The following is a 15,602-nucleotide window of genomic DNA, read 5'->3' on the forward strand; positions in this document are numbered from 1 at the left end:
AGGCAAATAATGACCTAAATTACTTCTTAGTTATGTTTCCAGAAGAGTTTTTCGATTTATCGACTTTTTCCGGATCACCATAATATTTGATATCGCCACCGCTTGTAGCTTTGGCAACTAGTATTTTTTCGGTGTTTACACTTATATCTGCACCGCTAGTAACTTTTACATTACTGTATTGTGCAATAAGTTCTTCGGCTTCAATATCACTTCCGCTAGTCGCTTCTGCATTAAGTTTTTCAGTTTTGCCAGATAAATTTAAATCGCTTCCACTTGTAGACTTACAGTTTAAAACTTTGGTGTTTAGTTTTAAAGACATATCGCTACCGCTTGTTGTTTTTAAATCTAATTCTTCTACTGTAATAGTGTTGGTCGATACCACATCACTACCACTAGTTGCTATAATATTAGCGATTGTTTTAAAGCTTACCGTTACTTTTTTTGCAACAGATTTACCAATGCTTTCTGCAGTATGGATTTTTAAAACACCATCTACAACTTCAGTAATAATAAGCTCTTGTAAATTTTCATCGGTTTCAACAATAATACTTTCGTTGTCACTTTGTGTAAGGTAAACGTCTAAGCCTTCGGTGGCTTTAATGGTTGAAAACGGTTCGGTAACCATTCTGGTTTCGGTTTTTAAATTGCCATTCCCTTTAACGCCAGAATGCATGTTGATGTTGAAGTTACACGAGAATAAGCATAAACTTAGAAGTGTTGTGACTATAATTTTTGTTAGAGTTGCCATAGTTATTTGTTTTTTGATTGATGAAAGTTTGTGTTGTACTTTATTTATAATTCAAATATCTTTTAAAAAGCGTTTGATTAAAACTTTAAATACCTGAATTGTTGTTTTAGGTTGATGAATTGATGTTTAGCAATCTTTTGATATAAAACATTTCAATTATTAATCTTCTGTGTTAATATGTATTCCGTTTTTGTCAATGTTCAGTTTAACTTCGTCCGATTCTGCTTTAATACCATTTTCATTTATTTTTAAATGGTTCTGGTCAGATATTACTTCAATACCATCCTCGTTTATTTTAATGTTAGGCATATTAATTTCAATTTCCATGTCTTCATTTTCTTCAACAGGACAATCTAGACATTCAACCTCATTGTCAAGAATTTTAAGATCGTGGTTTACATGTTGTCTTCTAATAATATTACCATCATAATTTCTGTAATAAATATAAGGCTCTGTGTTTTTCTTAAAGTTTACAACCATGTTTTCCGGAATGTAAAGAACCACATCTACTTTTTGATCGCTAAACTTATTTTTAGGATCGGTTGTAAAATAAGAGTCTAGCAGCAAAACATTGTTTTTAAGCTCGAAGTTGTAATCAATATTTTTAGCACGAGTTCTTGCTTTCTGATAATCGCGGCCATCGGCACTTTTTTCTAAAGCAACTGTAATTACGCTATCTGTGGTAGATTTTACTCTAATATCAATATCCGAAGAATAAATTATTTTATTCCCTTCATCGTCATGCGCTAATTTAAAATCACTGTGGTCGCGGTAAAAGCTCGAACTTAAATTATCGTTACCAACCATTTTAATACTTAGAGTATCTATAGCTGTAATGGGTAGTTCTGTTTTTTCAATATAGGTTTCATCAAAAGCATGCTCGCTAGCTTGGCGAATACCAATAACAATTAAACCAATTACAGATATAATCCAAAGCCCTAGTAAAGTGAATTTAGCAACATTACCAATAGATTTTAAGTTGTTTACCAAAATTTTTAAGCCCAAATAGAATAGAAAAAAGAAGGGAATACCAACAGCAAATAACGTAAGTAGTGATACAAACCAAATAGGAGTTTCGCCAGCATTAACAATATCTACTAAATCTAAACCAGGTATGTGCACAAAGTTGGCAACACCAACCGAGAATAGGCCAATAATTAAAGCAATTAAAGCAGCGGCACCAATAAAAATAAGTAACACACCAATAAATTTAGCAATCACTTTAAAAAAGAACATAATAATGTCTCCAATAGCTTCAAAAAACGATCTAGACGTCGATTTTATTCTACTACCTTGTTTTTCGAAATCTATGTTTTTTGTAGCGTTAGATACCGAATCCGAAACATTTTTAGCAACATCCGTCACCGTTTCCGATACGTTTTCAAAGCCGTCTTTAATTTTTTTTTCAATGTTACTAATGTTAACCGGTTCGCCAGCCATCATTATTTTTTCAGCTGTTGTTTTAGCTTCAGGTACTAATACCCAAAGTAAAATATAAAGTAGAATACCTGTTCCAAATCCAAAAAATAATAAAACCCAAACCAAACGAATCCAAATAGCATCTATACCTAAATAATGAGCTAACCCTGAAGATACGCCACCAATATATGAGTTGTTTGTATCACGAAATAATTTTCTAGCATTCGATTTTTTCCTTCTAGGTGTTGGTTGCGGTTCATCTTCAAAAATCTCATCGTCCACCAAATAATCTTCCGGTTGGCCCATAATAGAGATTACTTCGTCCACCTCTTTTACTCTAATAACTTGGCGGTCCATTTGCACGCGTTCGTTAAAAAGCTCAGCAATTCGCGCTTCAATATCAGCTATAATCTCCGATCGACCTTGCGAGTCTGTAAACGAACGTTTAATAGCCTCTAGGTAACGTTGCAGTTTTATGTAAGCATCTTCATCAATATGAAAAAATATACCTGCTAAATTTATATTTACTGTTTTATTCATTTTTTTGGTGGTTTTTGGCTAGTTACTATGGTTACTGCATGGTGTAATTCACTCCAAGTGGTATCTAATTCTGTTAAAAATAGCTTGCCCGTTTCGGTTAAGCCATAATATTTCCGTGGAGGTCCAGAGGTCGATTCTTCCCATCTGTAGTTTAAAAGTCCCGCATTTTTAAGTCGCGTAAGCAACGGATAAATGGTACCTTCCACAACCAGCAATTTTGCATCTTTTAAGGTGCTTAGAATTTCGGCAACATAAGCATCCTCGTCTTTTAAAACCGAGAGTATGCAAAATTCTAATACCCCTTTACGCATTTGTGCTTTTGTGTTTTCTATCTTCATATTCTAAAGCATTTTAATTTTGTGAAACTGTTCATTTTTTGATTGATTTTGATGATTGATTATTGATGAAATTTAATTTTTTATTTTGGGCGTTACCCTTTATCCTGAAAAAAGTTCAGGAACAGGGTCGGGCTTTCCGCTACAAGTCCTCGTGCACCCGATTACCATCGGGAGCCCTGTGGGCTTTTCACTGCAATCCCTAACGCGGGCATGTTTGCTAGGTTGTGTTTTAACATCATTGGTTTGTTTATTTCAAAAACTCAATGGTTAGCGGGTAATTATAAACCTCGCCATCTCTAGCCTTTAAGCTCGCATTTACAATACAAATGAGTTCTATAATAAAACCAATAACAGCAACCACACCTAGAAAGCCACCTATGTAAAGTAGAGCAGAAGGTTTGCCAATAGTGATATGGAAATTTTGGAACCCGTTGAAATCTATAAAATCAAAACCATTAAATATTTTGAAAATAAAAAAGGGAACCGATAACGTACCCAAGATTATAGCGTAAAGCAAAATGCTAATTTGAAAATTAATAGCTTGCTTACCATGGCGATCTATAAAATCCGATTTATCCTTATTAGCCGCCCATAAAATAATAGGTCCAATAAAATTTCCGAAAGGGAAAAAGAACCGACTAAATGTCGATAAATGAATAAAAGTTGCGATGTTTTTTTGATGGTTATCTGGCATAATATTAAAACATATAATAGTTTCTTATGCAAATATATGTTTAAAAGAAGGTACTTTGTAACGCATAGTACTGTAATTTAACATAAAATTAACAAATACACGACGTTAAAATTTTTCATAACTTCGTGAAAACTAAAATAAATAAATATGACTTTAACACCAAGAAAACTAAATACTTACACTATGTTTAAGCTTCCTGCGGCCTTCTTCTGTGGCGTTAGAACAAAACATATAGATAAAGATAAGTGCTTAGTAACTGTTAAATATAAATGGATAAACCAGAACCCATTTAAGTCTATGTTTTGGGCGGTACAAGGTATGGCAGCCGAGTTTTCTACAGGTGCTTTAATGATTTCTAAAATCCAAGATTCAGGAAAACGTATATCTATGCTAGTTACTACGCAAACAGCAACCTTTACAAAAAAAGCTACTGGGCGTATTACATTTACTTGCAACGACGGACATTTAATAGACGAAGCTTTAGAGAAAACAATTGCAACAGGCGAGGGGCAAACCCTTTGGATGGAATCTGTAGGTGTAAACCAAGATGGTGTTGTGGTATCTACCTTTAAATTTCAATGGAGTGTAAAGGTGAAGGGGTAGTTTTCAGTTGCTGTATTCAGTGTTTACTCTTGTAGATAAGACTTTTTCTAGAAAGGGATTTAATAAAACTATTAAGCAATTGCACAAATAAACTTTTTTAACTCTGTAACAAATTCACAATTACTGCAACATACAAGTAAATGAATTAATTTTTAATTAAATAAAACCTTTTAAAAATGACAGCACACGAAATTGACTATAGAATCTACGGCGAAGAAATGCAATATGTAGAAATAGAACTCGATCCAGAAGAAGGTGTAATTGCCGAAGCCGGTAGTTTCATGATGATGGACGATGGCATAAAAATGGAAACTATTTTTGGCGATGGATCTCAAAAAGATTCTGGGTTTCTAGGGAAAATTTTAGGTGCAGGTAAGCGTATATTAACAGGCGAAAGCTTATTCATGACGGCCTTTTACAATAATTTAGTAGGTAAACGTAATGTATCATTTGCATCGCCATATCCAGGAAAAATAATACCAATAGATTTATCGGAATTTGGTGGTAAATTTATCTGCCAAAAAGATGCATTTTTATGCGCGGCTAAAGGTGTTAGCGTAGGTATAGAGTTTTCTAAAAAACTAGGAAGAGGTCTTTTTGGAGGCGAAGGTTTTATTATGCAAAAATTAGAAGGTGATGGTATGGCCTTTGTGCACGCCGGAGGAACGATGGCGAAGAAAGAATTAAAAGCAGGAGAAATACTTAGAGTAGATACAGGCTGTATTGTTGGTTTCGATCAAACTGTAAATTACGATATTGAGTTTATAGGAGGAATAAAAAACACGGTTTTTGGAGGCGAAGGTTTATTTTTTGCAAAACTTCAAGGTCCAGGGACGGTTTATGTTCAGTCTTTACCATTCAGCAGATTAGCAGGTCGTGTATTGGCATCGGCGCCACAAAGCGGAGGTAGTCAAAAAGGAGAAGGTAGTATATTGGGTGGTATTGGTAATATACTAGATGGCGATAATAGATTTTAATTTTTAATAGATTTAAGAGTATAAAAAAAGCTGTGTTTTAACACAGCTTTTTTTTGTTTATTAGCTACTTTTGTTTAACCAAACGCATAAACTAATTAACCCCTCTAATTATTTTGAATTTTAAATTCTTAAATAAGTTTATATTATTAATCCCTTTCTTTGTTGTTTTTAGTGTCTTTTCTCAGCACAATCATGAAGATAAATATTTAAGGTTTTTAGAATTGGCAAGCGATTCATTCTCCGAGAACCCTAAAATAGCGCGACAGTACTTAGATTCTATTCCCAACCCTATTAAAAAAAATGTAAAGAATCATTTGGCTTGTTATTACGAGTTAAAGGCTTTAATTAATGATAAATTTAATGAGACGGCTAAACGCTACCAAAATTTTACATTAGCTTTAAAATATGCGGAGTTAGAGAAAAATTATGACGCTGCCGGTGCCGCGTCATTAGAGCTTTTTTATAATACTTATTTAATCAAAAAAGATTCTAGCGCTTATAAATATTTAGATAACGCTAAAAAGTTTTATGAGCTAAGCGGAAATAAAAATGGTTTAGTAGAGGTTATGCAAATGCCTGCTTATGTGGAGTTTTTTAGCGGGAATTTTAAAAAAAGTAATAAACTTATTCTAGAACAATTAGAAAATTACAAAAGCATAAAAGATGATGCTTACTATTATATGTACGCGCTTTTTATGTTAAGCTCCAATTATATTGATTTAGGAGATATTGGTAAAAGTCATAAATATTTCAATATTCTAAAATCTTTAGAAGGAAACGCAACGCTTTCTAAATCATTATATCAATCGCATTTGGCAACGATACAGACTGGTCTAGCCGATTTTTATTTAGAAAACAAGCAGGTAGACTCTAGTTTTTATTACATATCAGAATCTAAATTGCTAAAGCACACAATGAACGATTATGATTTAAGAAACTACTTCAATCTAAAAATTAATTATTACGATTTAAAGGAGAACCACGAAGCTAAAACTCAATATATAGATTCTTTAAAAGTTTTTGAACATAAAATGTTGGATGAAATAATGGATTCTAGTATAAACATTGGAGATTCATTATTAACCGTAGAAACAGAACTTAAAGAAGAACAAGAGAAAAAATGGCACATTATTAAGTGGCTTATAGCTTTAGCGGTGCTCTTAATTTTACTTTTCGTACTCTATACGTTAAATAAAAAGAAGACTAAAAAGGTAATTAACAACTTTGAAAAAAGTAACGATGAGTTTACCTATTTAAAATCGACTCACGAAAAACTAAAAGTAAAGGTCCATGGTTTAGAAGATTATATTGTTGAGGTTAAAAAGGAAATTAAGTCTATCTCGTCTATGGACTCGGGAGATGCACAGCGAAAAAAAATAAAGGAATTATTAAAAAATCTTCATTTAGATTCGTCGTTGCTATTAGATAAAACAGAAAACCATTTAGAATTAGTAAATGAGTTTAATATAGATTTCTTCACCCAAATAAAAAATGAATATCCTCAGTTAACCGATTCCGAAGTTATAATATGCTACTATTTATTTGTAGGTTTTAAAAGTAAGGAAATCGCGGTGTTTTTAAATAGCTCCACTAGAGCTGTTGAAGGAAAGAGATATCGTATTACAAAAAAAATGGATCTTCAAAAAAGTGATTTTACATTAGTAGAGTACCTCAATATTTCTTTTAAGAGTTTAAAAAAAGTAGAAGGCTATAATTAAGATCTTCAGTAGTGTGTAAAACATAGTTTTTTATAGAGCAAGTAGTACTTGAGTAGTTTAAAATATTAATAATCATTATATCTTTTAGATATTTGTTGTTGCATTAATTAAACTACTAGTATCTATATAGATCGGGAATAAACTTCATTTCGATAAAGGAAACGATATATTAGAATTTTAATGAGCAAAAGTAAGGTTGAGAATAAATTAAGATATTTCTATTAAAAACTAGTTTGCTATTACTAAAGTTTAATAGTTATGTTTTGGTCCTAAAAGCGGTTACCTATTTGATTAGGTAATCGTTTTTTTGTTTTCAAAAGTATGTTTTATAAGAAAGAATCGCTTTGTTGTTTTTCAAAATCTTAGTTTATACAAAGCTTTATGTTTTATTTCTAGAATTACTGCAATGATAGATATTTACTGAAGTGTGTAGTAGCTGAGTAGTTTAAAATTATTTATTTAAAGACAGGGTAGAGATATTTGTATTGTAATGGTTAAGTCTAAAACTAAGTCTTATGTCATTTAGTTAATCAGCACAAAAAACATATTTATTTAAACTTAATTAATTCATCAAGAAATGAGAAAACTCTACGTATTTGTATTAACTGTATGCTTTTCAATTTTATCGTTTGGGCAAAATGATAAAAGTTGGGCGAAAATGGCATCTAGTAAAAATGAAACATTTTATAATGTTCAAGAAAAATTTAATAAGTACTGGGAAAATAAAGCTCCAGCAAAGGGACAAGGTTATAAAATATTTAAACGTTGGGAAAACCAAATTGCAGACAAAATTTACCCGTCTGGAGATATGTCTTTGCCATCTCACACGTATCCAAACTTCATTGAATGGCAACAACGTTACAACAATAAATTAGCTAGAAATGCTAATAGTAAAATGAAGGCAACATTAACATCGTCTCAATGGGTGTCTTTAAATCAAAACTTTATTGCTTCGGGATACGATTCTGGTTCTGGCCGTTTAAATTTTGTGACTTTCGATCCAAATAATCCAACTACAACAATGTATGTTGGTGCTCCAGATGGTGGACTTTGGAAAACAACAGATGGCGGAACGACTTGGACAACAAATTCAGATTATTTACCAATAATTGGCTGTTCTGGTTTAGTTATAGATCCAGATAATACAGATATTATGTATTTAGCTACCGGAGATAGAGGTAGTGATAGACGTAGTATAGGTGTAATGAAATCTACCGATGGTGGGGCAAACTGGAATACAACAGATTTAGTTTGGACAGCACAAGATAATTATAAGATTAAAAAAATTGTTATGGATCCAAAAGATTCAAAAACAATGTTGATAGCTACCGATGGTGGTGTATTTAGAACATCAGATGGATGGGAAAGCTATAATGCTCCAAATGATGTACCTACAAGCTCTACTTCAGATTTTTTTGATATTGAATTCAAACCAGGAAGTTCGGATATTCTTTATGCAGCTAGTGATAAAATTTATAAATCTATAGATGGTGGTGTTACTTGGGTAGAAAATACTTCAAGCAGTTTACCCGATCCTAATAGTGTTGTGAGAATTGAATTAGCAGTTACAGAAGCTGATAGTGATTATGTTTACGCTATTGTTGGAAGAACGAGTGATTCGGGCTTTGAAGGGTTTTATCGTTCAACAGATAGTGGAGATACATTTACAAAACAATCATCTGCATCTACACCAAATATTTTACATTCAGATATGGCTCCAACTGCAGCATCAGAAGGTGGGCAAGCTAACCACGATTTAGCAATAGCAGTGTCTCCAAATAATGAAGATAAAATTACAATTGGAGGTGTAAACCAATGGCAATCTGTCGATGGTGGATTAAACTGGACGCGTATTACGTATTGGAGAGGTACAGACCCAAACCATCCGGGGCAAGGTGACGCTCCAGAGGCTTATATGCATGCAGATGTACAATATCTTCAATATTTACCTGGAGATACGGCTACAACTACGTTATTCGCTACTTGCGATGGTGGTATTTATAAAAGTACAGACGATGGTATTTCATGGATTGATCTTACTGCTAACATTGCAGTAGGGCAACAAACTAATATTGAATTATCTGAAACAACCGAAGATTTTTATTTCGCAGGCTTACAAGATATTGGTTCGCTATTACATAAAAATGGCGCTTGGTCTGTATTAAGTGGTGGTGATGGAGAAGATGGATTTATTGATAGAACTAACGATAACTATATTGTATCTTCTACAACCAATGGAGATTTCTTTTTATCTACAGATGGTGGTGCTGACTATAGAGATGTTACTTGGACAACACCTTTGCCAGAAGGCGAATGGTTTAGCCCAATAGAGCAAGACCCAGGTAATGTAGATAATATTTATATTGGTGGTCGTCCGCATTTATATGTAAGCACAGATATGTTTTCAGGAAACAATCAGTTTACACATAACAAAACAGGAGCAGTTGCACCAAGTCCAGTAGATAAAAATATTTTAAGTTTTGAAATAGCTCCAAGTGATAACGATGTAATCTATGTTATCAAAGAGAACATTATCTCAAAATCTACAAATACAGGTTCTACCTGGGTAGATATTTCTGCAGGTTTACCAGTTGCAAATGCTAAATTAAAAGATTTAACCATCTCTAATACAGATGCATCTAAGGTTTGGGTGGTGTTTTCAGGATATTCAGATGGTGAAAAAGTATACAAAAGTACAGATGCAGGAGTAACATGGGTAAACGTATCAAACGGATTGCCTAATATCCCAATGAACACAGTAATTTATAGAAAAAACAGCCTTTACGATGAGGTTTATATAGGTGCCGATTTAGGCGTTTATGCTATCGATAATTTAGTAGAGTCTGCAGTGCCATTTTTAACAGATTTACCTAAATGTGCCGTTCAAGATTTAGAAATCTTTTATCCAACCGAATCTACAGGAATACTTAGAGCAGCAACTTACGGTAGAGGTAGCTGGCAAGCAAGCCTAGGTACAGGGCCATTAGTAACTTTAGGAACAGACGAAGTAACCGATTTAAGTTCTCAAGCACCAGTTTTATATCCAAACCCAGTTTCAAACGGTGTTTTAAATGTAAAATTAGTTAATACAGACAGTAACTATGTTTACTATTTATATAATCTTCTTGGAGAGCAAGTGCTTAAAGGTACTTTAGATGTTTCAAACTCTGTAATATCTTTAAAAGATAAAGCAGCTGGAACCTATATTTTAAGACTGATTAGTCAAGATAAAATGTACACACAAAAAGTTTTAGTAAAATAAAACTTTAGTTCACATCATCTAAAAAGAGCCTCAGTTAATCGAGGCTCTTTTTTTATGCGCCAAACTGCGAGCTCACAGAGTTTGTTAAGCTTTTTGCATATTTCTAAAAATAACGCTCATAAATTCTCATACTCGTAATTAGAGCGTTAAATAATTATAAACAAATAGTTTTATATGTGTTAATGTTATCTAAAATTATATTTATTGATATTTTTTTTACTAAATTTATAATCTAATAATCCCAAGCTTATAGAATAAATCTACTTTTTATTACAAACCTAAACCCAACCCAATATTATGGCAAGAGCAATGCTTGAGTACACTAAAACAGTGCTTAATAAAGTTAGTTTCGACACATCGTTGTTTTGCAAAGAGGTAAAAAAGGCCCTAAACCGACTATTACCTTACGAGATAGAAGAACTTAGAATCTTCATACAATCGCTCGTTCAGCAAAACCCACAATTAAATCAATGTATGGTATTACTAGACCATTAAGTTATAAAGCGGCCAAATGGTCGCTTTTTTTTTGGAATAAAAATTAGGGCGTTCCCCTTACTGTGCTTTTAAGGGCACAGTAAGCGGCAGGCTTTCACTACTCGCTCCCTTCCGTTGGTCGGGGAGCTCAAACAGGCCGTTCAATCCTTAACGCAGGGCAATCGGTAAGTGCAGTTATTAAAATTAGAAAACCGTTAAAGTTTTAAATTAACGCAAGTTTTTCTGATAAAAATAATCTAAACTTTTTTACATTTGCCAAACTATAAAATTACGCTTGAAAAAGATTTTTGTATTCATATTGCTCATCACTTTTGTAATTAAGCCGCTCTATAACTTGAGTTATTTGGCTTATTACGAAATAAATGTGGATTATATTACCGAAGTTTTTTGTATAAACAAAGAAAAAGAAGAACTCGCCTGTAACGGTAAATGTCATTTAGCAAAACAATTACAAACCGATACCAATCCTCAAGACGATAGTAAAACAGTAGTACTATTAACCGAGTATTTATTCGCTTTATACTTTCAAGAAAACGAAAATTTCAATTTTAAGGAAACTCAAATTCCTTTAAATAAAATAGTAAATACAATCTGCAATAGTAGTTATGCTTATTTATACGAGCATAACCATTTTCGCCCACCAATGGTGTAATTTGATTTCTTAAAAAGGCAAACCAGCCTTAAACATACTTATTAAAATCAATTTTACAATAATTTAGCAGCCGTCCAAATAATGACGATTAGGCTGTTATAAACTTATACCATTACTAATGAAAATTTTAAAATATACATTCGCACTTTTACTATGTGTAACTATCGCTTCATGTTCATCAGACGACGATGATAATACAGAAGATTTAACAGGTCAAACAGGAGATTTAATCCTTAAATTCGATAACGGTGTTGGTGATCAAGATTTTATTTTTGGAACAACTTACACTAAAGATAACGGTGAAACTTACCAATTAGAAACGTTAAAATATTTAATATCTAATGTAAGCTTAACAGATAGCGACGGTAATGTTTACACATATCCAGCAGAAGATAACATCTTTATTGTAAGCGAAGCAAACGGAAACAATGCAGGCGAAATCTATATTACTTTAGAAGATGTAGATGCAGCAAATTATACTCAAGTAACTTTTGGAATTGGTGTCGATCAAGAGCGTTATGCTTCTGGAGCAGATGGTCAAGGAGATTTCCTTACCACAGCTCAAGATGAAGGTATGATGTGGTCTTGGGCAACCGGATACAGATTTATGAGATTCGATGGAACTTATACTTCTGAAACAGAAACTGATGTAGCATTAAACATTCACATGGGAAGCGTTGGTACGGCTATAGATAACTACAAAGAAACAACGTTAACTTTTCCAAACGAAGTATTAGTAAGAGAAGGTAATGAGCCATCTGTACATATTAAGGCAGATATTGCTCAGGTTTTTGATGGTGCAACTTCTGTAAGTTTCGATGATGGTTATGCGCAAGTGCATACCGATGAAATTACAACAGGTGTTATTGCAACAAACATGAGTGGTATATTTTCTGTACACCACGTACATAACGACTAATTTTTTTTAGATAATAATTTCCTCGGTACAATCTACCGAGGAAACTTATTTGTTTTAACAAACAAAGGAGTGTCTTTATTAATACCAAAGAAGTAGCATTTACTTCGCTGGTTTAACACTTATTAAAATGAAAAAAATAGTTCTTATTGCATGGGCAATAATCAGTGTGTTGTCTTGTTCTAAATCGTCCGATACAGAAATTTATGTTCCGGTTTACTTAAATGTAGATCAACCGGCTAATTTCCCAGAAATGGTTTATAACCTCGATAATAACCCGGTAACGGAAGCAGGTTTCGAGCTAGGGAAAAGTTTGTTTTACGATGGTAAATTATCGGCTAACGATGCTATTCCGTGTGCCTTTTGCCATGAGCAAGCCTTTGCTTTTACACATCACGAACATACGGTTAGCCATGGTGTAAATGGAGGTATTGGAACGCGTAATGCGCAACCCATTCAAAATTTAGCGTATCAATCGGAGTTTATGTGGGATGGAGCCGCAACACATCTAGATTTTCAACCTATAATTCCATTAACGAGCGACGTAGAAATGGGAGAAACCTTAAGCAATGTATTAAGTAAACTTAGTGCAGATGCTTATTATCAAAAACAATTTCCAAAAGCTTTTGAAGATGGTGAGATAAATAGCGAAAACATGCTAAAAGCACTTTCGCAATTTATGCTCATGATGGTATCATCAAACTCAAAATATGATAAATATGTAAGAAGTGAAGATGCTGTGGTATTAACCGAAATTGAATTAGACGGTTTAAATACTTTTCAAAATAAATGCGCAACATGCCATGCTACCGATTTATTTACGGACCATAGTTACCGCAACAATGGCTTGTCAATAAATCCGAAGCTTGATGATAAAGGACGTTATGTTATTTTTGAAGACCCAACCGATTTATACAAATTCAAGGTGCCGAGTTTACGTAACATAGAGTTATCATTACCATATATGCACGATGGGCGTTTTTCTACTTTAGAAGCCGTTTTAGATTTTTACGATTCTGGCATGACCGATAATGGTAATGTAGATGAGGTATTTACTAGAGAAGATGGAAGTTTGGGTATCGCCCTTTCCGATTACGAAAAAGAGAGCATTATCGCATTTCTTTATACATTAACAGATAACGAATTTTTAACCGATGATCGATTTTCAGAATATTAAAAAAACAAGCATTCTTGTGGTTGCTTTTATGTTAAACATAGTGGCAATGGAGGCAAGCGAGATCGATCCGCCATTTGGTGTTCACGAACATGTTTTTGAACCATTAAGTGTTATGTGCGATTTGTGTGGTTGTTCTACTAGTTCAGGTAGTTTTGGTTTTGGTACATTAAGCAATGCTAATTTTGTTGGCATCCGTTATATCTATCAAAACTTCGAATCTAAAGATGGAATTTTTTCTAACTCTCCGATAACTAAAGAAACCTTTAACACGTATCAATTATGGGCGCAATTACCAATAAATGACGCTTTTTATGTGAGTGTGAATGTGCCTTATCAAGATTTAAATAGAGAATATTCCGAAGGGAATAATGAAAACCTAAATGGTTTGGGAGATAGTAGTGTTATGGGCTGGTATAAACTACAGTTTTATAAAAAAGAAAGTGACTCTCTAACCTTTAATACCGAACGTATAGCTTCTGGACATTCGTTACAATTTGGCGTTGGCGCAAAACTACCAACGGGTAAGTTTGAAGAAGCCCTAGCAGATAATGTTAATCCTGGTTTTCAGGTTGGTACCGGTAGTGTAGATGGTGTTTTTGCTGTTGGCTATAATTATGGAACTAATAAATTTGGAGTAAATACGCTTATGACGTATTATGTGAAAGGCGAAAATAAAAACGATTATCAATTTGGAAATCAGTTTAGTTATTCGGCTAATTTGTTCACAACCTTTCCGAAGGAAACTTATAATATAATGCCATTTATTGGGGTTTCTGGTGATGTTTACGATAAAATCACTCAATACGGTGAAACCTTAGCAGATACTGATGGAAAGATATTAAGCGGTACTATAGGTTCTGAATTTGCTATTGAAAAATTTATTTTCGGAGCAAATTACACTGCGCCATTAAGTCAAGATTTATTTGGTGGGAATGTAAAATCTAAAAACCGTTTTTCTATTTACGTCAACTTTGCGCTTTAAGAGATTTTATTAAAAATAGAGTTAAACCAAGTGTTTGCTAACAAAAAAGATTCACAGAGAAATTAAACCGCTGTGAATCTTTTTATTTTATATAAACCTTATCGGAATAATTTCTACTTCGGTAATGGGCTAATAATTTTTACATTTTGGAAAGCAATCGCTCCACGAACCACACCCGAAATAACATCTTGTAAGGCTTCGATAATCTGCATTTTTAATTCACTTTTATGATAAATTAAACTCACCTCACGAGCGGGCGATGGCTCGTTAAAGTGACGTAGATTCTCTTTTTCTTTTTCGTTAATTTCTAGGGTATGTAAATAGGGTAGAAGCGTCATGCCTAAACCTTCATTAGATAGTCTAATTAAAGTTTCTATACTTCCACTTTCTAGTTGAAACGTTTCATCGGTTTGATTTTTAAACGCTTTACATAAGTTTATTACACCATCTCTAAAACAGTGGCCATCTTCTAGAAGCAGCATATCATCGACATCTAAATCTGATACATCAATTGTTTTGTTTTTATGCAATCTATGGCTTTTGGGAATATAGCTTACAAAAGGCTCAAAATAGAGTACACGCTCTTTTATGTTTTCATCCTCTAAAGGAGTTGCGGCAATGGCAGCATCTAAATGACCATCTTTTATACGAGTCATTATTTCTTCCGTAGTTAATTCTTCAATTTTAAGTTTTACCTTAGGATGTTTCTTTATAAAGTTTTTCAAAAACATAGGTAGTAGCGTAGGCATTACCGTTGGTATAATTCCTAATTTAAATTCACCACCAATAAAACCTTTTTGTTGATCTACAATATCTTGAATTCTGTAAGATTCGTTTACAATGTTTCTAGCTTGCGTTACAATTTTTCGCCCAACATCGGTAAGTTCAATAGGTTTTTTACTTCGATCGAAAATTAAAATATCGAGTTGATCTTCTAATTTCTGAATTTGCATACTTAAAGTAGGCTGCGTAACAAAGCACTTTTCGGCAGCTTTAGTGAAGTTCTGGTTTTCGGCAACAGCCAAAACATAAGATAATTGGGTAATTGTCATAAGAATCAATTTTGACTATAAAAATATAA

14 protein-coding genes are annotated in these 15,602 nt (G+C 33.3%); 9 read left to right on the top strand and 5 right to left on the bottom strand.

Annotation, left to right across the window (positions count from 1 at the left end):
* Positions 1 to 19 precede the first annotated feature (19 nt).
* From V6246_RS12945 to V6246_RS12960, 4 genes are all read right to left on the bottom strand, one after another.
* Positions 20 to 748, bottom strand: coding sequence for a head GIN domain-containing protein (locus V6246_RS12945; protein ID WP_341560886.1), 729 nt, complete (start codon positions 746 to 748; stop codon positions 20 to 22).
* Positions 749 to 907: 159 nt separating this feature from the next.
* On the bottom strand, positions 908 to 2,707 hold the full coding sequence (locus V6246_RS12950; protein ID WP_341560887.1) for a PspC domain-containing protein: 1,800 nt from the start codon (positions 2,705 to 2,707) through the stop codon (positions 908 to 910).
* Positions 2,704 to 3,045, bottom strand: a complete 342-nt coding sequence (locus V6246_RS12955) for a PadR family transcriptional regulator (protein ID WP_159019684.1) — start codon at positions 3,043 to 3,045, stop codon at positions 2,704 to 2,706. Before V6246_RS12955 ends, V6246_RS12950 begins: the two co-directional genes overlap by 4 nt.
* A 247-nt stretch (positions 3,046 to 3,292) precedes the next feature.
* Positions 3,293 to 3,739, bottom strand: a complete 447-nt coding sequence (locus tag V6246_RS12960; protein WP_341560888.1) for a DUF4870 domain-containing protein — start codon at positions 3,737 to 3,739, stop codon at positions 3,293 to 3,295.
* Positions 3,740 to 3,886: 147 nt separating this feature from the next.
* On the opposite strand from V6246_RS12960, the gene V6246_RS12965 reads away from it, so the two are divergent.
* The 9 genes from V6246_RS12965 to V6246_RS13005 all read left to right on the top strand — a co-directional run bounded on the left by V6246_RS12965 (position 3,887) and on the right by V6246_RS13005 (position 14,521).
* Positions 3,887 to 4,342, top strand: coding sequence for a DUF4442 domain-containing protein (locus V6246_RS12965; protein WP_341560889.1), 456 nt, complete (start codon positions 3,887 to 3,889; stop codon positions 4,340 to 4,342).
* A gap of 176 nt (positions 4,343 to 4,518) precedes the next feature.
* Positions 4,519 to 5,319, top strand: coding sequence for a TIGR00266 family protein (locus V6246_RS12970; protein WP_042504803.1), 801 nt, complete (start codon positions 4,519 to 4,521; stop codon positions 5,317 to 5,319).
* 113 nt (positions 5,320 to 5,432) lie between these two features.
* A complete protein-coding gene (locus V6246_RS12975) occupies positions 5,433 to 7,037 on the top strand; it encodes a helix-turn-helix transcriptional regulator (protein ID WP_341560890.1) in 1,605 nt (534 codons plus the stop codon).
* A 577-nt stretch (positions 7,038 to 7,614) separates the two neighbouring features.
* Entirely contained in the window at positions 7,615 to 10,299 is a 2,685-nt protein-coding gene (locus V6246_RS12980) for a T9SS type A sorting domain-containing protein (RefSeq protein ID WP_341560891.1), read from the top strand.
* A gap of 297 nt (positions 10,300 to 10,596) precedes the next feature.
* Positions 10,597 to 10,794: a hypothetical protein gene (locus tag V6246_RS12985; protein ID WP_159019690.1), complete on the top strand. Its 198-nt coding sequence runs from the start codon at positions 10,597 to 10,599 to the stop codon at positions 10,792 to 10,794.
* 343 nt (positions 10,795 to 11,137) lie between these two features.
* The gene (locus V6246_RS12990) at positions 11,138 to 11,446 is read left to right on the top strand and encodes a hypothetical protein (protein WP_341560892.1); all 309 of its coding nucleotides are present in this window, start codon (positions 11,138 to 11,140) and stop codon (positions 11,444 to 11,446) included.
* Positions 11,447 to 11,564: 118 nt separating this feature from the next.
* Positions 11,565 to 12,365 (top strand): MbnP family protein, encoded by an 801-nt coding sequence (locus V6246_RS12995; protein WP_341560893.1) that lies wholly within the window; start codon positions 11,565 to 11,567, stop codon positions 12,363 to 12,365.
* Positions 12,366 to 12,492: 127 nt separating this feature from the next.
* On the top strand, positions 12,493 to 13,539 hold the full coding sequence (locus tag V6246_RS13000; RefSeq protein ID WP_341560894.1) for a cytochrome-c peroxidase: 1,047 nt from the start codon (positions 12,493 to 12,495) through the stop codon (positions 13,537 to 13,539).
* 46 nt (positions 13,540 to 13,585) lie between these two features.
* A complete protein-coding gene (locus V6246_RS13005) occupies positions 13,586 to 14,521 on the top strand; it encodes a hypothetical protein (RefSeq protein ID WP_341560895.1) in 936 nt (311 codons plus the stop codon).
* A gap of 113 nt (positions 14,522 to 14,634) precedes the next feature.
* On the opposite strand, the gene V6246_RS13010 is transcribed toward V6246_RS13005, so the two are convergent.
* Entirely contained in the window at positions 14,635 to 15,573 is a 939-nt protein-coding gene (locus tag V6246_RS13010) for a LysR substrate-binding domain-containing protein (protein ID WP_159019694.1), read from the bottom strand.
* Between the last annotated feature and the right edge of the window lie 29 nt (positions 15,574 to 15,602).

Origin of the sequence: Algibacter sp. TI.3.09 (genome assembly GCF_038154905.1) — a bacterium.
Classification (GTDB): Bacteria; Bacteroidota; Bacteroidia; order Flavobacteriales; family Flavobacteriaceae; genus Algibacter.